The 20,063-nt window shown below is 42.4% G+C and carries 20 protein-coding genes and 1 other annotated feature (1 of these 21 cut by a window edge); of the genes, 6 read left to right on the top strand and 14 right to left on the bottom strand.

The features are described 5' to 3' along the window. Position 1: 1 nt before the first annotated feature. Complete coding sequence (locus BTO28_RS05795; protein WP_076764591.1) at positions 2 to 937, bottom strand: DHH family phosphoesterase; 936 nt, start codon at positions 935 to 937, stop codon at positions 2 to 4. A 97-nt stretch (positions 938 to 1,034) separates the two neighbouring features. Here BTO28_RS05795 and BTO28_RS05790 point away from each other — a divergent pair, with 97 nt between their 5' ends. Next, positions 1,035 to 1,337, top strand: coding sequence for a YtpI family protein (locus BTO28_RS05790; RefSeq protein ID WP_076764590.1), 303 nt, complete (start codon positions 1,035 to 1,037; stop codon positions 1,335 to 1,337). Positions 1,338 to 1,372: 35 nt separating this feature from the next. Here the strand turns inward: BTO28_RS05790 and BTO28_RS05785 are convergent, their stop codons facing one another. Together BTO28_RS05785 and BTO28_RS05780 are read right to left on the bottom strand one after the other, a co-directional pair. Next, on the bottom strand, positions 1,373 to 2,686 hold the full coding sequence (locus tag BTO28_RS05785; protein WP_076764589.1) for a CBS domain-containing protein: 1,314 nt from the start codon (positions 2,684 to 2,686) through the stop codon (positions 1,373 to 1,375). A 156-nt stretch (positions 2,687 to 2,842) separates the two neighbouring features. Next, the gene (locus BTO28_RS05780; protein ID WP_076764588.1) at positions 2,843 to 3,523 is read right to left on the bottom strand and encodes a metal-dependent hydrolase; all 681 of its coding nucleotides are present in this window, start codon (positions 3,521 to 3,523) and stop codon (positions 2,843 to 2,845) included. Positions 3,524 to 3,728: 205 nt separating this feature from the next. Here BTO28_RS05780 and BTO28_RS05775 point away from each other — a divergent pair, with 205 nt between their 5' ends. Next, positions 3,729 to 4,175 (top strand): universal stress protein, encoded by a 447-nt coding sequence (locus tag BTO28_RS05775; protein WP_076764587.1) that lies wholly within the window; start codon positions 3,729 to 3,731, stop codon positions 4,173 to 4,175. Positions 4,176 to 4,325: 150 nt separating this feature from the next. Here the strand turns inward: BTO28_RS05775 and argH are convergent, their stop codons facing one another. Then, complete coding sequence (argH, locus tag BTO28_RS05770) at positions 4,326 to 5,702, bottom strand: argininosuccinate lyase (protein ID WP_076764586.1); 1,377 nt, start codon at positions 5,700 to 5,702, stop codon at positions 4,326 to 4,328. A 2-nt stretch (positions 5,703 to 5,704) separates the two neighbouring features. After that, positions 5,705 to 6,907 carry an argininosuccinate synthase gene (locus BTO28_RS05765; protein ID WP_076764585.1) on the bottom strand — a complete coding sequence of 401 codons (1,203 nt, stop codon included), beginning with the start codon at positions 6,905 to 6,907 and terminating at the stop codon, positions 5,705 to 5,707. Between the two features lie 230 nt (positions 6,908 to 7,137). Here BTO28_RS05765 and BTO28_RS05760 point away from each other — a divergent pair, with 230 nt between their 5' ends. After that, complete coding sequence (locus BTO28_RS05760) at positions 7,138 to 7,458, top strand: hypothetical protein (protein ID WP_076764584.1); 321 nt, start codon at positions 7,138 to 7,140, stop codon at positions 7,456 to 7,458. Positions 7,459 to 7,480: 22 nt separating this feature from the next. Here the strand turns inward: BTO28_RS05760 and BTO28_RS05755 are convergent, their stop codons facing one another. From BTO28_RS05755 to ezrA, 7 genes are all read right to left on the bottom strand, one after another. Beyond that, positions 7,481 to 8,323, bottom strand: a complete 843-nt coding sequence (locus BTO28_RS05755) for an EcsC family protein (RefSeq protein ID WP_076764583.1) — start codon at positions 8,321 to 8,323, stop codon at positions 7,481 to 7,483. Positions 8,324 to 8,328: 5 nt separating this feature from the next. Continuing rightward, positions 8,329 to 9,321: a class I SAM-dependent methyltransferase gene (locus BTO28_RS05750; RefSeq protein WP_076764582.1), complete on the bottom strand. Its 993-nt coding sequence runs from the start codon at positions 9,319 to 9,321 to the stop codon at positions 8,329 to 8,331. 84 nt (positions 9,322 to 9,405) lie between these two features. Beyond that, positions 9,406 to 9,906, bottom strand: a complete 501-nt coding sequence (gene tpx, locus BTO28_RS05745) for a thiol peroxidase (RefSeq protein WP_076764581.1) — start codon at positions 9,904 to 9,906, stop codon at positions 9,406 to 9,408. Between the two features lie 74 nt (positions 9,907 to 9,980). Next, positions 9,981 to 10,886: an EamA family transporter RarD gene (gene rarD, locus BTO28_RS05740; RefSeq protein ID WP_076764580.1), complete on the bottom strand. Its 906-nt coding sequence runs from the start codon at positions 10,884 to 10,886 to the stop codon at positions 9,981 to 9,983. Between the two features lie 75 nt (positions 10,887 to 10,961). Then, positions 10,962 to 12,155 carry a tRNA uracil 4-sulfurtransferase ThiI gene (thiI, locus tag BTO28_RS05735; protein WP_076764579.1) on the bottom strand — a complete coding sequence of 398 codons (1,194 nt, stop codon included), beginning with the start codon at positions 12,153 to 12,155 and terminating at the stop codon, positions 10,962 to 10,964. Next, positions 12,152 to 13,288 (bottom strand): cysteine desulfurase family protein, encoded by a 1,137-nt coding sequence (locus BTO28_RS05730; RefSeq protein ID WP_076764578.1) that lies wholly within the window; start codon positions 13,286 to 13,288, stop codon positions 12,152 to 12,154. The genes thiI and BTO28_RS05730 overlap by 4 nt, the downstream gene beginning before the upstream one ends. A gap of 87 nt (positions 13,289 to 13,375) precedes the next feature. After that, entirely contained in the window at positions 13,376 to 15,073 is a 1,698-nt protein-coding gene (gene ezrA, locus BTO28_RS05725) for a septation ring formation regulator EzrA (protein WP_076764874.1), read from the bottom strand. Between the two features lie 211 nt (positions 15,074 to 15,284). Here ezrA and hisJ point away from each other — a divergent pair, with 211 nt between their 5' ends. From hisJ to rpsD, 3 genes are all read left to right on the top strand, one after another. Beyond that, positions 15,285 to 16,097 (top strand): histidinol-phosphatase HisJ, encoded by an 813-nt coding sequence (gene hisJ, locus BTO28_RS05720; protein ID WP_233129832.1) that lies wholly within the window; start codon positions 15,285 to 15,287, stop codon positions 16,095 to 16,097. Positions 16,098 to 16,099: 2 nt separating this feature from the next. Beyond that, positions 16,100 to 16,579, top strand: a complete 480-nt coding sequence (locus BTO28_RS05715) for a GAF domain-containing protein (protein WP_076764576.1) — start codon at positions 16,100 to 16,102, stop codon at positions 16,577 to 16,579. A 240-nt stretch (positions 16,580 to 16,819) separates the two neighbouring features. Beyond that, positions 16,820 to 17,422, top strand: coding sequence for a 30S ribosomal protein S4 (rpsD, locus tag BTO28_RS05710; protein ID WP_076764575.1), 603 nt, complete (start codon positions 16,820 to 16,822; stop codon positions 17,420 to 17,422). Positions 17,423 to 17,636: 214 nt separating this feature from the next. On the opposite strand, the gene BTO28_RS05705 is transcribed toward rpsD, so the two are convergent. Together BTO28_RS05705 and tyrS are read right to left on the bottom strand one after the other, a co-directional pair. After that, positions 17,637 to 18,353 carry an N-acetylmuramoyl-L-alanine amidase gene (locus BTO28_RS05705; RefSeq protein WP_076764574.1) on the bottom strand — a complete coding sequence of 239 codons (717 nt, stop codon included), beginning with the start codon at positions 18,351 to 18,353 and terminating at the stop codon, positions 17,637 to 17,639. Positions 18,354 to 18,556: 203 nt separating this feature from the next. After that, entirely contained in the window at positions 18,557 to 19,816 is a 1,260-nt protein-coding gene (gene tyrS / locus BTO28_RS05700) for a tyrosine--tRNA ligase (RefSeq protein WP_076764573.1), read from the bottom strand. Between the two features lie 44 nt (positions 19,817 to 19,860). Then, positions 19,861 to 20,063, bottom strand: a binding site (T-box leader) (it continues 8 nt past the right edge of the window).

Genomic DNA, 20,063 nt, shown 5'->3' with positions numbered 1-20,063 from the left:
TTTATTTTTCCGAAATTAATACTTTTAAGTCTGTCAATACATTTTCTGCTTCTTCCCAAGAATACACACTCGCACCGGCTGCAAGTGGATGACCTCCGCCGCCGTATTTCATCGCGAGACCGTTGATCACAGCTCCTTTGGATCGAAAACGGACACGGATTTGGTCATCTTCTTCAATGAAATACACCCAAGCTTGAATGCCTTTTACACCGTTTAAAATACTGACAAGCTGCGATGCTTCCGCCTGTGTGGCGTTAAAACGGGCAAGCAGCTCTTTCGTCAGTCTCACTTCCGCTACGCCGGATTCATCCATTTCGAAATTCTGCAAAATGTACCCTTCTATTTTAAGCACGTGCGCATCTTTTTCGTACATGTTATTGAACAATTCTTGACGGTTAAAATCATACTGCATTAATTCACCGGCATAAATCATCGTTTCAATCGTGGTCGATGGATATAGAAAACGGCCTGTATCGCTGACGATGCCGGCATATAACAACCGAGCTGCTTCTTTGCTCATTTTTAGTTGACCATCGGATGTTTTGTATAGATCATAAATCATCTGGCTGCATGCTGCAGCATCTACATCAACCCATCGCATATCACCATATGGATCCTCGTTGGGATGATGATCAATTTTAATTACTTCTTTCCCAAGTTTATAACGCTGGTCGCATATACGGGCTTGGTTGGCTGTATCACATACAATAACGAGAGCCTCATCATATACACTGTCTTCAATTTGATCAAGACGACGCATAAAGTAAAGCGTCGGTTCTTCTTGACCGACTGTATATACATTTTTTTCCGGGAATGTTGCCTTAATAATTTCTGCGAGGCCGCCCTGCGATCCGTATGCATCCGGGTCGGGACGTACATGCCGGTGAAGAATGATCGTATCGTATTCTTTAATTTTGTCAATTATGTGTTGTTTCACTTGGTATCTCCTTCTCCAAAAGGCTTATCCTGGTGGAAATCTACCACTTTTCCCGTTACAATAAAAAAAGAGTTTACTAAACGGAGGAATCAAATTCATGCCTTTTCTTGTCATTATTATTATCACTGCGTTTGTTTTTTATATTTTTTACAGAGTGCAAAATGTTCGCAGCAAACGGCCAATGGAAAAAAAGTGGCTGGCAGCGAAATCAAGTATGGCACTTGGACTATTTGTTGGTGTTTTCGGGATTAATACGTTGTTTGTCCAGCAAACGACTGTATCATACATCGTCGCCGCAATTTTTATTTTATTCGGATTTGCCAGCATGATAGCCGGCTACAAAATGTATAAGTATTATTTGCCATTTGCTCAAAAAGAAGCAGATGAGTTCAACAATTAATTTGTTAAAAGCAGGCTGGAAACAGTCTGCTTTTCTCATCTGTCGATCAATTGACACATCATCATAACCTTACCTGCAAGAATACCTGCATTATACACTTCCACATCTACTTTTCCGAACTTCCGGCCAATTTCCATCACTTTCGGGTAAATTTCAAGAGTTGATTCCATCTGTACCGGTTTCAAAAAGTAAATTGTGATATTTTCCACAACAAGATCGCCGCGTTTATGCGCACGAAGCGCACGATTCGCGGCTTCTGTTACAATCGTTGTAAAAACACCGTATGATATTGTTCCCAACTGATTCGTCATTTGCGGTGTCACTTCAAACTCGTACACATCTCCTGCTTCCCTATCTTCAGTAAGTATAAGCTGTTTTGCAATCGTATCATCAAGCGTCTCGGCAGCTTGAGGCTGACGCTGCGCCATTTGCATTGCTTTCAACACGTCTTGACGGCTAATAATCCCCTGAAGACGGTTTTGTTCATCTACAACCGGCAGCAACTCAATACCTTCCCAGATCATCATATGAGCAGCTGATGCAACGCTCGTTTTCATCGTCACTGTAATCGGGTTTTTCGTCATCACCTTATCAATGATGACTTCACGGCCGCTTCCCATGATATCTTTCGCCGTCACCATACCAAATACCTTTAAATGTTCATCCACAACCGGAAATCGACTGTGGGAAGTGTCACGATTTTTGTCAAGCCAGTCACCGACGGTATCACCAACTTCTAAAAATACACTGCTTTCAACAGGAGTTAAAATATCTCCAACAAGCACAATTTCTTTTTTTATAAGCTGATCATAAATTGCCCTGTTAATCATCGCAGCTACGGTAAATGTGTCATAGCTTGTAGAAATAACAGGCATCTCAAGATCATCAGCGAGTTTTTTCAATTCATCGCCAGCTTCAAATCCGCCTGTTATTAACACAGCGGCTCCTGCCTGCAGAGCAAGTTCATGTGCTTTTACCCTGTTACCGACAATAAGCAGGTTCCCTGGTTCTGTATATCGCATCATCGCTTCAAGCTGCATTGCGCCGATAACGAATTTATTAAGTGTTTTATGTAAACCATTCCGTCCACCTAGCACTTGTCCGTCAACAATGTTGACGACTTCTGCGAATGTTAGCTTTTCTATATTCTCTTTCTTTTTTTGCTCAATACGGATCGTGCCGACACGCTCGATCGCACTGACAAGTCCCTTCGTTTCCGCATCTTTAATCGCGCGATACGCCGTTCCTTCGCTCACCGAGAGTGCTTTTGCAATCTGTCTGACGGAAATTTTTTCACCGATTGGCAATTCCTCTATATACTGAAGAATTTGTTCATGTTTCGTTATCAACTGATCCACCCGTCCCTTTCCGTACATAGGCCCACATGATGTGGGTCTCAAAGGCGTGGCGATGCTGTCTCGTTCCCAGCCTTTGATCCATTCTTTTATTATAGAACAAAAGAACCGGAAAAAAAAGAAGCCGCCTCAAATGAGACAGCTCTATACTTATAGTTCAATCGTGTCGCCAGGTTTCATTACTTTTCCATTTCCGGATTTTATTTTAGCCGTAAACGCCTCAGGATCCTGCTTAATCGGCGGGAATGTATCGTAATGAATAGGAACCACTGTTTTCGCCTGTAAAAAAGCTGCCGCGAGAGCCGCATCGTCCGGACCCATTGTGAAATTATCCCCGATCGGCAGAAAAGCAAGATCGATGGGATGAAGTTCGCCGATTAATTTCATATCGGAAAACAGCCCTGTATCCCCCGCATGATATATCGTTTTCCCATCATCCATAATCAGGACTCCTGCTGGCATCCCCATATAAAGGAATGTTCCATCTTCCTGCTGGAGACCGGATCCGTGAAACGCCTGCGTGAATTTTACTTTGCCGAATTCAAACTCCCGGCTTCCGCCAATATGCATCGGGTGGGCATTGAGACCCTGGTGCTGCAAATAAAGGGCCAGTTCATTTACCGCGATAACAAGGGCACCGCTCCGTTTGGCTATCTCGACTGTATCGCCGACATGATCACCGTGACCGTGTGTCAAAATAATAAAATCCGGATTTTGTTCCTCGGCCTTCAAGTCTGTCAATTCATTGCCTGTAATAAACGGATCAATTAAAACGGTTTTACCGTTTGATTCAATTTTTACAATAGAATGTCCATGAAATGATACTTTCATTTTTCATTCTCCTCTCTGTTTATAATTCATTCTTATTTCCTTTCCCTTGTATCATTAGATCAAAACGGAAGAATTCCTTTATTTTTTCAGTTAAAAATAAACGCCATTAATCGATTTATTAATAAATTGAGGGAATTTTCACACTTATCACTTTCTATTTTTTGTGGTTGTTTGTACAATAAAAAGAGAAGGGGGGAAATAACTTATGTTAAAGTATACAAACGTATTAGTGGCTGTTGACGGTTCAAAAGAAGCGGAATGGGCGTTTAAAAAGGCCGTTCAAATTGCAAAACGGAACGACGCTGCCTTGAACCTTATTCACGTCATTGACACACGTTCATTCGCTGCTATTGAAGCTTACGACCGCTCTATTGCGGAACGAGCAAGAAAATACGGCAACGATCTGCTTGACGATTATAAAAAAGAAGCAGCAACGGCCGGAGTGAAGAATGTAAATACATTTGTAGAGTATGGTTCTCCTAAAGTTGTCATTCCAAAAAATGTGGCCAATCAAGTAAAAGCTGATCTCATCATCTGTGGGGCAACAGGTCTTAACGCAATGGAACGGTTCTTGATCGGGAGTGTTTCTGAACACATTACACGCGCGGCAAATTGTGACGTATTAATCGTCCGTACAGACGAAGCAATCTAAATTACCATCGCTTCCCCAAAATGCAAGCCATAACAGCATTCGACTGGGTACTTCAAGAGGTTTAGCCTTTGTTTCTAAATAGAAGTAAAAGATATTAACATTTGAAATTTCACATATAAAAATCCGCCACTCCATTGGCGGATTTTTGTTTTATTTGAGCAGTTCTTTCGCCGCGTTGATCTGGTTTTCAACCTGATCAAAACCCGTACCGCCAAGAGACTTCCTTCTCTTGACCGCTTCATACGGAGAAAGGACACCATAAATATCTTCTTCAATGACACTTGATGCTTCTTTTAGCTCCTCTAATGAAAGATCAAGCAGGAAACACCCTTTTTGAATACATGTAAATACGAGTTTGCCAGTGATTTCATGTGCTTCGCGGAATGGAATACCCTTGGCGGCCAGGTAATCCGCAAGCTCTGTTGCATTAGAAAAATCATTTTGCACAGCGTCTTTCATGCGGGCTTCATTTACCGTCATTGTATCAACCATGCCGGAGAATATTTTCAGAGAACCAAGAACCGTATGGACCGTATCAAACATGCCCTCTTTATCTTCTTGCATATCCTTATTATACGCAAGTGGAATGCCTTTTAAAATTGTCAGCAGACTGAACAGGTTGCCATATACTCGCCCCGTTTTGCCACGGATGAGTTCCGCCATGTCCGGGTTTTTCTTTTGCGGCATAATGCTTGAGCCTGTTGAGAACGTATCGTCCATCTCGACGAAGCGAAACTCCTGGCTCGACCAGAGAATGATCTCTTCCGCAAAGCGGGACATGTGCATCATAAGAATCGATGAAGCACTTAAAAATTCTAAAATAAAATCGCGGTCGCTCACGGCATCCATGCTGTTTTGATACACAGCAGAGAAACCAAGCAGTTCTGCTGAACGTTTACGGTCAATCGGGAACGTTGTGCCAGCAAGTGCCCCTGCCCCGAGCGGGGACACATCGATGCGTTTTAACGCTTCCTGATACCGTTCTTTATCACGCTGCAGCATCCAGAAATACGTCATTAAATGATGACCGAACGAGATGGGCTGTGCACGTTGCAAATGGGTATAACCAGGCGCAATCGTTTCTTTATGTTGATCGGCTTTCTCCACTAAAACCGATTGAAACTGGCTGATTAGACCGATAATCTCTTTGACTTGCTTCTTCAAGTACAAATGCATATCTGTCGCAACCTGATCATTCCGGCTCCGTCCGGTATGAAGTTTTCCTCCAACCGGACCGATCGAATCAATTAACGCTTTTTCTAAATTCAAATGGATGTCTTCAAGTGAAGTCGCATACTCGATTTCGCCTGCTTCCGCTTTCTTCTTTAAAACTTCCAGGCCTGACTTGATCTGATCCATTTCTTCTTTTGTTAAAATGCCTGTTTCACCGAGCATCGTAACGTGGGCGATGCTGCCTTCGATATCTTCAAAAACGAGCTCCTGGTCGAATGAGATGGACGCACCGAATTCGTCTACCCATTCTTCCGCTGATTTTTGGAACCGTCCGCCCCACAATTTTTTCGTCATGATTATTTTAACCCTTTCTCTTTATGAACACGGGAGCTGACGACTGTCGGTAGCCCGTACAGGTTAATAAAGCCAATTGCTGAAGCGTGGTCGAATTCATCATCTTTCGAATACGTTGCCAGTTTCTCATCGTACAATGAGTAAGGTGATTTTCTGCCTTCAACAATGGCATGACCTTTAAACAGCTTTACGCGGACTGTGCCCGTTACGTATTTTTGTGTTTCTTTTAAGAACGCAACAAGTGCTTCACGAACCGGGTTAAACCATAATCCATCATAAATAATTTCTGTCAAACGTTTTTCAATAACCGGCTTGAAATGAGCCAATTCTTTTACAAGAGTAAGGTCTTCCAATTCTTTATGAGCTGTGATCAATGTTGTGGCACCAGGCGTTTCGTATACTTCACGAGACTTAATGCCGACGAGGCGGTTTTCGATATGGTCGATACGGCCAACACCATGTTTGCCCGCCACTTCATTTAAGTGAAGGATCAATTCAGCCAGTTCCATTTCCTGTCCGTTAACTGCTGTTGGAACGCCTTCTACAAAATCAATTTCAATGATTTCCGGCGTGTCCGGCGTATCTTCCAAATGCGCTGTTAAATCATACGCATCAAGCGGCGGCGCAGCCCACGGATCTTCTAGTGCACCACACTCGTTTGCGCGTCCCCATAAGTTTTGGTCAATCGAAAATGGACTTTCTTTCCCGATCGGCACCGGAACGTTATGTTGTTTCGCGTATTCAATTTCTTCTTCACGTGACCATGCCCAGTCACGGACAGGCGCAAGTACTTCCAGGTCTGGGTTTAAAGCGCGGATGGCAACTTCGAAACGCACCTGGTCGTTTCCTTTTCCAGTGCATCCGTGTGCAACTGCTGAAGCATTTTCTTGTTCCGCAATTTCAACTAATTTTTTAGAAATTAATGGACGCGACAGTGCAGATACAACAGGATATTTGTTTTCGTACCATGTATGTCCCTGTAAAGCAATTAAAGCAAAGTCTTCTGCGAACTCTTTTTTTGCATCGATCATATAGCTTGAAACGGCGCCGACTTGCAGCGCTTTATTTTTAATAAATTCAAGGTCTTTTCCTTCGCCAACATCAAGGCAAACCGCCACAACGTCATATCCTTTTTCTTTTAGCCACGGAATCGCGACGGATGTATCTAAACCACCTGAATAAGCGAGAACTACTTTCTTACCCATCTATATTGCCTCCTCTATATTACGTTCACTAGTATAAATATTCATTAATCTTTATTTTTATTCTGTTAACATGTATAAAGAATATCACGTTATCCCTTGCCTTTCAAGTGCTTTTCATAAAAAAATACAGTTTTTTGTGTATTTATGTAGAAATCCTGTATAAACGCCTATTTTGCCATTTTCACTGAGTTCTATTAATATAGAAAAAAATATTTTAGTAGGTGATACCCATGTTTCAGCACGATGATCGGCTCGGTATTTCGATTCCTGTTTTGACTCGCGAATGGACAGAATATCCTCTTGAAAAACAGCAGCAGATTATGCATAAATGGGAAGCAGTCCGCGGCATAATCCCTGATCGTATTCAACAATTGGAAAAGTGTATCAACGAAAAGCAAGCCGCATTAAATAATGAAGAGAACTTCATCGTTTCATGCCGTCTTAATACAGAAATAAGCGAACTCGCTTCTATTATTAATGATTTATGGCTCTGGTTTCGTACCGTACCGGATGTACATCCCTCAGATCCGATTGAAAAAAGACATTCTTAAACAGACGAAAGAACCGGGATCATCACTTTCCGGTTCTTTCTTTTTTTTCATTTAAATAACGGTATTGGTAGTAACTTTCCGCAAATTCCGTCACTTTCTTCGTCAGCCGATAATTGACGCCCGCTCCGATTGCAACAGATAAAAGCGAAATGTTGAATACCTTTTTATTTCGCAGGGCCATCACCGCAGCAATTTTCATACTTTGACGGATCTGCTCTTCCAGCCATGTTTCATTGGCCATCCGTTCTTTACCTTCATAAAAGTAAAAAGGCTCTTTTCCGTCTTCTATATCGGAAATAACCTGTGCCCATCCTTCAGCTTTTAACCGATCCGGGAGCATGGCCGCATGAAAAACATTTAATGAAGCAGTCATTTCAAACGGGATTTCAACATCATATCCATACGATAAAGCCGTTAATTGCACGGCCCTTAAATTAACAGCAGTCATCCCTAAAAAATCAGCCGCAACGGGCAATGCCGCACCGGTTCCCGTTATCGCACCCTGCACGGCTGAATAAAATCGATTACGCGTCATTTGCTGACGGCTTATGTAGCGAAGCTGATCGATCGTCAATTTTCGTAAGTCCTGTATATGTTCAATATCCTCACGGATAATGCGGGCTGATGCAAGAATACGTTCTCGGGCTTCCTTTTGCTGAGAACCTTGTAAAAGAGAGTGTACATTAAACAAGGTCTGATCAACCCAAGCAAAGGTCCGATCCCGCACCTCTTCGGGAATTTCCTGTATGAGACGCTCCAGCACATTCGCCGCCTGATACTCAAGATCATTTCCTTCATACGAAACGAGCTGCTGTTCCCAATCCATGAGACGGTCCCAGCATGCATGGTCCCGTTCTGTCCACATAAACGTCACCCTTTCTGATGATCGCTGAACCAGCGGTCAATTTTTTGCACAATGCTAGCCGTTGCTTTTTTATCTGTCAGAGAAGGCATTGACGCAAGAAGCACTTCCTTTGGCTTTTTCAAACCAGGTGCTTTTTTACGCATCATTAAAATGCTTTTCGCTGCCTGCTTATTTTTAAACAATGATTCCGGCAGTTGAATAACTCCTTCAATATAGACTTCTTCTGTTAAAAAGGCTTGTAATTTTTTTGATTCCGGTGATTCAAATAGGCCGTTTGGTATGATAAAAAACAACTGTCCCCCCGGTCTTGTATGGCGCAAACTTTGCTCGATGAATAGATGATGCGCATAGGAGTGACCGCTGTCCGCGTTCAGCCGGTAGTCTGCTGCCCGAACATCATTTGGATAATAGCCGACTGGCAAATCACAGACAACAACGTCAACCGGATCGATCAAGAGTGGTTCAAGAGCATCCTGGTTATATAATGTTATCGGGTGACGCAAAAGGTTTGCACCTGCATAGGCCAGTTTTAAAAGCACTTCATCAAGATCTACACCGTGTGCTTCAACCATACCGTCAAATTCATTTAACACGGTCGTGACAAGGTTGCCAGTTCCAATTGCCGGATCAAGTAATATAAACGGCTTTTTACTGCCATTGCTTTTTCTCATTAAATACGCAATGAATACCCCAATGGAATCCGGCGTCATCTGATGATTTGGCTGTACATGTTCTTTCATGCCTTTTAAAATCGCAAGCTGATACGATTTGCGGATTGATTCTTTTGAATAACGTTCCAAACGGGCATTGTCATACAATTTTTGAACCCGTTTTTTATCTATTTCTGTAAGTTCTTCCTGAAGAACATATCCATGAAACAAATTTTCCGCTGTTTCACCGAGTGCTTCGAGATAGGTGACCGACAATGCTCGACCGAGTATAATAGCTGATTCATCAAACGTAGAAAAAAGCTGTTCAACTGTTACTTGTTGATTCATAATAAAAATCCTCTCTTTCACTTCGCAAAAAACAGCCGGCTCCGACAAGAATGTCAAAGCCGGCTGAGACTAGGCCGTACTGAATTAGTTTGCTGCTTTCGCTGCTTCGATAGCTGCTTCGTAGTTCGGATGGTCTGTTCCTTCCCCAACGTATTCCACATATGTAACCGTATCGTTAGAATCAACCACGAATACAGAGCGTGCTAGTAGACGAAGTTCTTTCATGCCGACGCCATATGCTTCAGCAAAAGAAAAGTCACGATGATCAGACAATGTTTTCACATTCTCAAGACCCGCAGCAGCACACCAGCGTTTTTGAGCAAATGGAAGGTCAGCTGAAATCGTCAACACTTCAACATTGTCTACATTCGCTGCTTCTTCGTTAAAGCGACGTGTCTGAGCATCACATACACCAGTATCAATTGAAGGAACAACGCTGATTAAGCGGACTTTACCAGCTGAATCTGCAAGAGTCACCGCAGAAAGATCGTTTGCAAGCACAGTAAAATCTGGTGCTTTATCACCTGCTTTTACTTCGTTGCCAATCAATGTGATTGGATTTCCTTTAAATGTTACGTTTGCCATATATAATTCCCTCCAAATTCAGCATTATACCTATATCATACTGAAAAAATTGCCATGATTGCAATGAAAAAGAGTTAAATGACCGCTTTTTTCTTTTGCGGACCTCTTATCTGTCCAAATGTAAAGACGGCTAGTGCGCTCCAAATGAACATGAACGACAATATCTGCGAGGATGTAAATGGTTCATGATAGACGAGGACACCAAGAAGAAGTGTCATTGTCGGAGCAATATATTGTAAAAATCCAATCATATAAAGCGGTATTTTTTGAGCCCCGTGCCCAAATAACAATAATGGTATCGCCGTCAGGATGCCGCCGCCCATTAGTAGCAGATCCGTTTTTACATCACCTGAAAACAAACTGATGCTGCCTTTCATAGATACATAGATTAGAAAAAGAATCGCAAAGGGCATGACAACCGCAGTTTCAATCGTCAAACCTACTGCTGCATCCATTTTTATCATTTTTTTCGCCAGTCCATAAAATGCAAAGGATACCGCAAGCGATAATGAAACCCATGGAAATGAACCATACGAAAATGTCATTATGAGGACACCTGTCGCGGCGAGCAGAAAAGATAGAAGCTGTGTTTTGGAGAGCGCTTCTTTTAACACGACGATGCCCAGAAGCACACTCATAAGCGGATTAATGTAATACCCCATACTCGTTTCAATAATATGATCATGATTAACCGCCCAAATAAAAACGAACCAGTTGATACTAATTAATAACGAAGCAATGGATAGAGCGATTGACTTTTTCGGATGTGTTTTAACTTCTATCAGTACATCCCGAAGCGGTGCCAGCTTTTTCATTAGCAGAAGCAGGATGATCATAAAAACGAAGGACCAGATAATCCGATTCGCCAGTATTTCATACGATGACACACTGCTGATCAGTTTCCAGTAAATCGGAATAAGCCCCCATATGATAAATGAACTTGCTGTAAACAGTATACCTGATTTCATTTCATTCCCCATTTTTACACCCCATTTATTTCTGAACTCGAAATATATTGCAATAAAAACCCGTGCCTTTTTTTAGGCACGGTCTTCTTACAATAGATCGTCCAATTCTGTTGCTTTTTTCGGCAGCATGATGATTTCCGTATCGTGGATTGCCTGATCAATCAGTGGGTCAAAGTCCAGAAAACTTTCAAAAAACTGGACTTTCTCTGTTTTAGGCCGTGTTTTGGGTGCTGCCGGTGTAAAAATCGTACAACAATCTTCAAACGGTAAAATGGAAATATCGTGCGTACCGATTTTTCGGGCAATCTCCATAATATCAAGCTTGTCCGAAGCTATAAGTGGACGCAGGACAGGTGTATTCGTCACATCGTTAATCGCCGCCATGCTTTCCATCGTCTGGCTTGCAACCTGTCCCAAGCTCTCACCCGTCACAAGTGCAAGTGAGCCAGTCTGTTGACGAATACGATCCGCAATACGCATCATTATTCTGCGCGTAGACGTCATCGTGTAGTTTTCCGGTACCTGCTTATGGATGGTTTCTTGAATGTGTGTAAATGGAACAATATGAAGCCGGATATTACCGCCAAACTTCGTCAATGTGTCCGCTAAATCAACAACTTTTTGCTTTGCCCGTTCACTCGTATATGGAGGGCTGAAAAAGTGGACTGCTTCGATTTCTACGCCTCGTTTCATCATCATGTAGCCTGCAACAGGGCTGTCGAGACCACCAGATAACAGCAGCACTGCTTTCCCTGCAGCACCAGCCGGCAAACCGCCTGCTCCTGGATACGTTTCACATGATAAATAAACCGCCTCTTTCCTTACTTCAACAACAAGTGTTATATCAGGATTACGCACATCAACAGTTAATTGTTCAGTACCGCGCAAGACATGACCTCCAATGGCATGATTTAACGCATGTGTATCCAAGGGAAACGTTTTATCTGCACGGCGTGTTTCCACTTTAAAAGTCGTCTTCCCACTCATTGACCTTTTTACCAGTTCCAGCGCCGCTGCTTTTATTTCATTCAATTCCTGTGACGTTTTTACGACCGGACTAAACGACTGAATACCCGATACATCAGCTAGATTCACCTTTACTTTCTCAAAGGATGCACCATTTAAATAAATAAACATGCGGTCACGCTGTGCTTCGATTTGTATACGGTCATCCGAGAGCAGACGCTTTATATTTGATTTCATTTTATTTGTAAATTTACTCCGATTTCGGCCTTTCGTCGACATTTCACCATAACGGATTAAAATGCGATCATAGTTCATGTACGTTCATTCCTTTTTTTCGCGAGAACCGGTATAACGCGGTCCAATGCGTCAATAAATTGTTTTGCTTCTTCTATTGTATTATACCGTGACAGACTGACGCGAATCGCGCTGGCAGCCTGTTCACTACTCACATTCATCGCTGCAAGAGTTCGACTCGGTTTGTTTTGCTTTGACGAGCACGCACTTGTTGTAGAAACAACGATCCCTTCCTGCTCTAATGCGTGAACAAGCACTTCACCCTTTAATCCCAATGCAGAAAAATTAAGTATATGCGGAGCTGCCTGAATCGGCGTATGAATAACTGCCCACTTTCTGCTTTCAAGCTGTTCACGAATAAATTGAGTAATGCAGCGCAACTCATCAGGATTATCATTTTGGAGCAGCCGCACCGCTCTGGCAAGCGAAGCGATTCCCGCTGCGTTTTCTGTCCCGCTCCGCAAGCCGTTTTCCTGGCCGCCGCCTGACAATAAGGGGGCAACATTTACACCGGTCCGTTTATATAAAAAACCAGTCCCGTTCAATCCGTGCAATTTGTGACCGGATACAGATAATAAATCGATACTCGTGTTGTTCAAAGAAAGAGGTACTTTTCCAAACCCTTGAACGTTATCCACATGAAAAACGGCTCGGTGATTTAGCAGCATTTCGCTGATCTCTTTTATCGGCTGCAGAGCACCCGTTTCATTATTTACATGCATAACCGATACAAGTATGGTCTCTTTTGTCAACGACTTCTCAATATCTGTTTTTTGTACAACGCCATTTTTATCAGGATTCACAAATGTGATGCTGAATCCTTCCTTTTCTAAATCGCGGCATGCTTCATAGACAGATGGATGTTCAATCGATGTCGTAATAATATGACGGCCCCGGCCTTTGTAAAAAGCAGCTGTTCCTTTGATGGCCAGGTTGTTAGATTCCGTTCCACCGGATGTAAAAATAATTTCATCCTGCGCTGCACCGATTAATCCAGCAATTTGCGCCCGTGCTTTTTCAATAAGACGCTCTGCCTCCATTCCCGGTGTATGAAGGGATGATGGGTTCGCAAAATAGCGGGTCCCCGCTTTCAAAAAGGTCTCCATGACTGATTCATCCGGCATTGTTGTCGCACTGTTATCAAAATAAATCATGTTCCATACCCCTCACATTTTTTCACCTATCCATGTTAGCACAACCGCATAAAAAAAGCCGCCTCTTTTGTTTCGAGACGGCCTTTTCTATTTTTTCAGCTCTTCGTTATATTGGGCATCAAATTTCTTTAAGCCTTTGGAATCGACCTTATCGATTGCCGCCGCACACAATTCAAGCGCCTTTCCGTAGTCCGCGTGGCGGAAAGCGAGTTCTGCTTCATTCAGTTTTGGTCCGATATTCGGATGCGTCCGGCGGTACCGGTTGCCAAATTGAATCATACGCTCGGATAGCGCAACCTGCTCGATTAATTCATCTGTTTTATTAGCAAGGAGATCAATCGCCCCATTTGCCGCATCCAGTTTCTCCCGGACCGCTTTCATATTAAGCGGTTTTTCATTTAAATACATAGTTGTTTCATTTAAACGCTGGCTCGCTTCTTCCGTCAAATCTCGATAGTAATCTGGAAGAGCCGGAAAATTACTTTGTTTCACAGTTCGCGAAATATTCTGTATCCGTAAACGCAATGACTGAAGCTCTTCACCTGCTTCCACTTCATCTTTACGAAGCGTCTGCAAAAATGCCGCAAACCCATCCTGTTCTTTTTTCATTTCATCAATCCGCGCTTGAATATCTTTCAATTCATCATATAAAAACGAATATGCTGTTTTTTCTTCAGCAATACGTCCGTGTAAAATTTCATATTGTTTTTCGAGATGATATATTTCTTCCTTCAAGCGGCGTGGTACCCCGGCTTCTTCCCCGTTCAGCTGATAACTTTGTTTCACGATATCCGTTTCTTCGATCAACTTACTATTGTATTCACTTATATTTTCAATGGTTGAACCTGTTTGTTCATCATCTTTAAACAGATTATGTTTTGCCATTACCTCTTTTTCAAGAAGATCATAGAAAAATTCGATGCTGTCTTTTGCCTCTGAGACGATCAAGTCCGTTTCTTCCACTTCTGTTTTCATGAGAAATTCGCGGCAGCGTGCTAAACCTTCTTTCAACTGAGCGATTTCTTTTTCGATTTGCAGGTGATCAAGTAAATAGCCATCCTGCTTCATTTCTTTGTATCCATTTTCGATTTCGGCAAGTTGTGCAGGCAATGTATGATTCACTTCCGCCATAAGTGCCGGAATTCGATCCATTTTTTGCTGCAGCATATCCATTTCAGATTGAATTTGCATTAACAGCTCTCGCGCTTCCAAATAGTTCCCTTCTTCTGTTAAATCGGCAAATGTATCGAAACGTCCTGTTAATACATCTAACTGCACCTCAAGTACAGGAGCTGCTTTCCCAAACGTATGACGATGCGCAAGAAGCCGTTTTCTGGCTTCACGCTGCCTTGCATGCACCTCTTCCCCTTCGGCCCGGTTTTTTTCTTCACTTCCGACAAGTTGGTCAAGCTCCATTAAGATTCCATCGACTTTTTGTTCAATATGGTCGAGGCGGGCGGCGATTTCGGCATTTGTCTTTTTTGCAGTTCCAAATCGAAATTTATCAACATGCTCTTCAGATGCAAATAATTCTTCGTCGATAGCCGGGATATCAACCGTCACAATCTCATCCCATTCTGAACGCCATCTGTCAAAAAGTGCTTCTGTCTGGCCAGTCATATTGAGACGCTTTACTTTTGTCAGCTCTTCATTGACAGGACGATGCAAAAGCTCCGTCTTTTTCATATCCAGCCGATCAATTTCTGCTTCATGTTTCTTTCTGCTTACCATTGAATAGATAAACAGAATTAATACGACAACTATCGCTCCAATGACGAATTCCACCATCATAAGCCCCCTCGTTACAACGAATAAAATAAAATGTATGTAAAATAGACGCCGTTGCGCCCTTTAATTCAATTACGTATAATTTCACTATTCATTAATAATAGCATGACTGCGCATATTTTGGATGGGAACTTGTGTTTTTTCGTACAGTTTTCGCAAAAAAATGCCAAAATAGATGCTAATTACGAAAAAAAGGTGGTTTTTATACGTGTTCAGAGATGGCCATATTCACACTTCTTTTTGTCCACACGGGTCAAAAGACAAATTGAATGAATACATTGAACGTGCGATTCAACATGGGTTTACCGATATCACATTTACCGAGCATGCACCGCTGCCGAAAAACTTCAAAGACCCTGCACCGGAACAAGACAGCTCAATGAAATGGTCAGATTTAGATCATTATTTAAAAGAAGTCGAGTCAGCAAAAAAACAGTATGAAACAACGATCCGGATCCGTACCGGGCTTGAAGTTGATTTTATTGAAGGTTATGAGAATGAAACAACAGATCTGCTCAATGAATATGGGCCATACCTCGATGACAGTATATTATCTGTGCATTTCTTGCGGCATGCAGACTCTTATTACTGTGTTGATTTCAGTGAAGATGAGTTTGGCAATATCGTAAGAAAAGTCGGATCAGTTGAAGCGGTGTATAAACTGTATTATGATACATTGTTACAATCAGTTGAAGCAAATCTCGGTTCATATAAACCGGGACGGATTGGTCATATCACCCTCGTGCATAAATTTCAACAAATGTATCCTTGCAATGCGTCATTTAATGACGGTATCACAATGATTTTACAGGCCGTGAAAAAAAGGGGCTATTCGCTGGATTACAATGGAGCAGGTGCCGTTAAGCCGCTCTGCCTTGAAACATATCCACCTGAGAACATTGCGCGCACCGCTCATTTACTAGGTATTCCGCTTGTGTATGGATCTGATGCTCACGCGGCAGCCGGGATTGGACAGGGGTTAGACAAAATCAATCGTATAATAATAGAAGGAAGTGTTTAATCATGTTTCAAACAGCACATTATTCAGGAACAAAACAGGAGCAATTTTCACTCGTCGCAAAACAACTGGAAGCACTCTTGGCCGGTGAACCGAACCAGATTGCTAATTTGAGCAATGCCTCGGCTTTACTCGGTCAATTTTTAGACCGGATTAACTGGGTCGGTTTTTACCTTGTTGACGGGAACGAACTTGTGCTTGGACCGTTTCAAGGACTTCCTGCATGTGTCCGCATTCCATTTGGAAAAGGGGTATGCGGGACTGTTGCGGCCGAAAGAAAACTGCTTCGTGTGGAAGATGTTCATCAATTTCCAGGCCATATTGCCTGTGATGCAGCCTCCCGATCGGAAATCGTCATTCCTCTTTTAAAAGACGGTAAATTGATCGGTGTGTTAGATATCGATAGTCCGGAAATAAATCGGTTTGATGAAGAAGACGAAGCTGGACTTAGCTATTTTACAGATGTGCTCGTTCGCTTCCTTTGAGAAAAGGTTGACAGTCATATTTGTGCGTTATATACTATTCTTTGTGTAAAATAAATGCAGCCTATGTGTACGCTGTTTTGATGTCATTTTGTTTCTTTATCCGGCACGATCCGGAAAAGGGGCATCGTGTAACCCGTTGCTGCAGGGCGATGGTGCATGAAAACAAAATGTGCTGACAGTCGGATTCACACCGGTTTTTATTTTACAACAAAATAAAAACACAGAAGGAGGAGTCATATAATGGCTCGTTACACAGGTCCAAGCTGGAAAATTTCCCGCCGCCTAGGCATTTCATTAAGTGGTACAGGTAAAGAAATCGAAAAACGCCCTTACGCTCCAGGTCCACACGGTCCTAACCAGCGTAAAAAATTGTCTGAATACGGACAACAACTTCAAGAAAAACAAAAACTTCGCCACATGTACGGCGTGACTGAGCGTCAATTCCGTAACTTGTTCGACCGCGCTGGCAAATTGAAAGGCGTATACGGCGAAAACTTCATGATTCTACTTGAATCACGTCTTGATAACCTTGTATACCGTCTAGGTCTTGCACGCACTCGTCGTCAAGCTCGCCAACTTGTTAACCATGGCCATATCACTGTTGATGGAAAACGTCTTGACATTCCATCTTACCAAGTAAAAGTTGGTCAAACAATCGGCGTTCGCGAAAAATCAAGCAACTTTACTATTATCAAAGAAGCAGTCGAAGTAAACAACTTCGTACCTGACTACTTAACTTTCGATGCTGATAAACTTGAAGGTACATTTACACGCCTTCCTGAGCGTTCAGAACTTCCAGCTGAAATTAACGAAGCGCTTATCGTTGAGTTCTACTCTCGTTAATAAGCAAGTCAATAGCCCCGCAAATTGTTGTTTCATCAACGTTTGTGGGGTTTTTTATTTATTCATTTCTTTTACGCTGCTTTTTGGCTATGGTCAAAGACCTTTTCCTAACCCCATTTTTTTTAAGCTATGTCATTCATCTAACAATTTCAAAACCCAAACGTTACAAAATTAGAAAAAGCCCGCCCCCTTATGAGTAGAACAGGCTTTTCCATCAAAGCGTTCCCTTGCGCTTATTGTCATTATAAATCATCTGCAAGACCTGCTGCCGGGTAATCGGTTCGGCTGGGTCCGATCCGTCAAAGATACTGTTCATCCTCGCCCATTCAACTGCTTTTTTATGAATTCGGGAGGGGGTCTCACGATTACCCTCACCCACCGTTGTTTTCACTGTAACGCCAAGGGCTTTCGATATTCCAATAACAATCGCTTGGCAAAAATCGCTGAAAAATGCGCTATTTTGAAGTTTTTTTACGTCTTCTTCCGAATCCAAAAATAAACATTCAAGCAAAAGTGCCGTTGCCTTTGTATCTTTTAAAATAGCAAGATCAGTTCGAATTTTGATTCCTCTGTCTTTCACACCATATTTACCTAATGTTTTGGCTATTTCCGAATGTACAGCGTTACCTTTTTCATTCGGTGAATAGACTAATGTTTCATAGCCCGTTCCGTCACCCGCATTTAAATGAATGGAAACAAACAAATCCGCGTTTGCGTTATTTGAAATGGCACAACGGGTGTTAAGATCATTCGTTTTCACTTTATGAAGTGCTCTTCTTCCAATGCGTGTAAGTACGACTTTAATTTCATCAGGCAGACGATTCACCACTTCTCTCACAATTTTCAGCGTCCACTCATACTCAATTAGGTAACCAATCGCTCCTAAATCAGGCAATCCATGACCCGCGTCCAGTACAACGATTTTTTTCATTTTAACCCCCTCCGTGCCTTTTGGCTTATAATAGTTGATCATTTCAATGGCTGTCATCACGACAAAACAACTTATATTAGCTTCAAAGGTTCAATTCTACGAAAACCTCATCTGTCCTGCATCGTACGTATGAAAAAATCACTATTTTAAAACGTTGTGTGATTTATGCAAAAAAGCCGCTCATATTAATGAGCAGCTCACTTTTATTTATATTGAATTAAGTAGTATTTCTTTTTCCCACGGCGGATGACGGTAAATCGTCCGTCCATTTTGTCCTCTTCAGACAATACATAAGCTGTGTCCGTCATTTTTTCACCGTTAATGGATACTGCACCATTTTGCACATCCTCACGCGCTTGACGTTTCGATGGCGAAATTCCAGCCGCAACGATAAGATCCACTATATTCGGGATTTCCCCTTCTTGTACATACGTGGGCACATCTTTCAAGCCCTGTTCAATTTCATCCGCTGACAACGATTTTATGTCCCCGCTGAATAATGCTTTCGTAATGCTCTCCGCCTGTTTTAACGAATGCTCTCCATGAACCAGGCGAGTCATCTCTTCCGCCAGGGCTTTTTGCGCCTTGCGAAGGTGAGGTTCTGCCGCTAATGACGCTTCAAGCGTTTCAATTTCATCATGATTCAAGAACGTGAAAATTTTCAAGTAACGGACAACATCCGCATCAGCTGTATTAATCCAGAACTGATAAAACTCGTATGGCGACGTTTTTTCAGGATCAAGCCATACTGCGCCGCTTTCCGTTTTGCCGAATTTAGTACCGTCTGATTTTGTTACAAGCGGGATCGTCATGCCATATGCCTGCTCGCCTTCTGGGTTCATTTTACGGATCATCTCAAGACCTGTTGTAATATTGCCCCATTGGTCACTCCCACCTATTTGCATACGGCATTTGTGGTTTTTATGCAAGTAGTAAAAGTCCATTGCCTGTAAAATGGTATACGCAAATTCCGTAAACGAAATGCCGCTTTCAAGACGGGATGATACGGTATCTTTTGCGAGCATGTAATTGACACCGATATTCTTTCCAAAGTCTCGAAGGAACGTGACAACATCCATCGAACCGGTCCAGTCATAATTATTTACCATCGTGGCGCCATTATCGCCTTCAACTGTAAAGATTTTTTCTAATTGCGCGCGTAAACCATCAACATTTTTTTGCACCTGTTCCATCGTCAGCAATGTGCGTTCTTCTTTTTTTCCGCTCGGATCACCAATTGTGCCCGTTGCGCCGCCGACTAACACGATTGGCTTATGACCGTGCATTTGAAACCGGCGCAGTGTTAAAAATGGCAGCAAGTGCCCGATATGCATGCTATCTGCTGTCGGATCAACACCGCAGTAAAGAGTGATCTTTTCTTTTTTAAGCAACTCTTCAATTCCTTCTTCATCTGTCTGCTGATAAACGATCCCTCTCCATTTTAAATCATCCAACAATTCCATTTTCGTCATCTCCTTTTTTAACAAAAAAAACGCCCCTGCTCTAATGCAGGGACGCTTAAACACGCGGTACCACCCAGGCTTGAGAAAAAAAATTCTCCACTTAAACCGGTAACGACGGCTACGTCAACCGCTACTTTTAGTTCACGGCGAAAGCTCCGGGAGGTAATTCATCCTACTGTTTGTGCTTTCTTTCACCGGCCGAAAGCTCTCTAAAAACAGGGACAGCAGACTACTGATTCCGTTCAAC

The sequence above is a fragment of the Domibacillus epiphyticus genome, from assembly GCF_001975785.1.
In the GTDB taxonomy this organism is placed as follows: Bacteria; Bacillota; Bacilli; order Bacillales; family Domibacillaceae; genus Domibacillus; species Domibacillus epiphyticus.
This window is presented reverse-complemented; position numbering and strand designations above follow the sequence as displayed.

What these genes read in the sequence shown, in the direction of transcription:
- BTO28_RS05790 (WP_076764590.1), top strand. Translation starts at nt 1,035, where the DNA reads ATGCCTTTTCTTGTCATTATTATTATCACTGCGTTTGTTTTTTATATT.
- BTO28_RS05780 (WP_076764588.1), bottom strand. Translation starts at nt 3,523, where the DNA reads ATGAAAGTATCATTTCATGGACATTCTATTGTAAAAATTGAATCAAAC.
- BTO28_RS05775 (WP_076764587.1), top strand. Translation starts at nt 3,729, where the DNA reads ATGTTAAAGTATACAAACGTATTAGTGGCTGTTGACGGTTCAAAAGAA.
- argH (WP_076764586.1), bottom strand. Translation starts at nt 5,702, where the DNA reads ATGACGAAAAAATTGTGGGGCGGACGGTTCCAAAAATCAGCGGAAGAA.
- BTO28_RS05765 (WP_076764585.1), bottom strand. Translation starts at nt 6,907, where the DNA reads ATGGGTAAGAAAGTAGTTCTCGCTTATTCAGGTGGTTTAGATACATCC.
- BTO28_RS05760 (WP_076764584.1), top strand. Translation starts at nt 7,138, where the DNA reads ATGTTTCAGCACGATGATCGGCTCGGTATTTCGATTCCTGTTTTGACT.
- BTO28_RS05755 (WP_076764583.1), bottom strand. Translation starts at nt 8,323, where the DNA reads ATGTGGACAGAACGGGACCATGCATGCTGGGACCGTCTCATGGATTGG.
- BTO28_RS05750 (WP_076764582.1), bottom strand. Translation starts at nt 9,321, where the DNA reads ATGAATCAACAAGTAACAGTTGAACAGCTTTTTTCTACGTTTGATGAA.
- tpx (WP_076764581.1), bottom strand. Translation starts at nt 9,906, where the DNA reads ATGGCAAACGTAACATTTAAAGGAAATCCAATCACATTGATTGGCAAC.
- rarD (WP_076764580.1), bottom strand. Translation starts at nt 10,886, where the DNA reads ATGGGGAATGAAATGAAATCAGGTATACTGTTTACAGCAAGTTCATTT.
- thiI (WP_076764579.1), bottom strand. Translation starts at nt 12,155, where the DNA reads ATGAACTATGATCGCATTTTAATCCGTTATGGTGAAATGTCGACGAAA.
- BTO28_RS05730 (WP_076764578.1), bottom strand. Translation starts at nt 13,288, where the DNA reads ATGATTTATTTTGATAACAGTGCGACAACAATGCCGGATGAATCAGTC.
- BTO28_RS05715 (WP_076764576.1), top strand. Translation starts at nt 16,100, where the DNA reads ATGTTTCAAACAGCACATTATTCAGGAACAAAACAGGAGCAATTTTCA.
- rpsD (WP_076764575.1), top strand. Translation starts at nt 16,820, where the DNA reads ATGGCTCGTTACACAGGTCCAAGCTGGAAAATTTCCCGCCGCCTAGGC.
- BTO28_RS05705 (WP_076764574.1), bottom strand. Translation starts at nt 18,353, where the DNA reads ATGAAAAAAATCGTTGTACTGGACGCGGGTCATGGATTGCCTGATTTA.
- tyrS (WP_076764573.1), bottom strand. Translation starts at nt 19,816, where the DNA reads ATGGAATTGTTGGATGATTTAAAATGGAGAGGGATCGTTTATCAGCAG.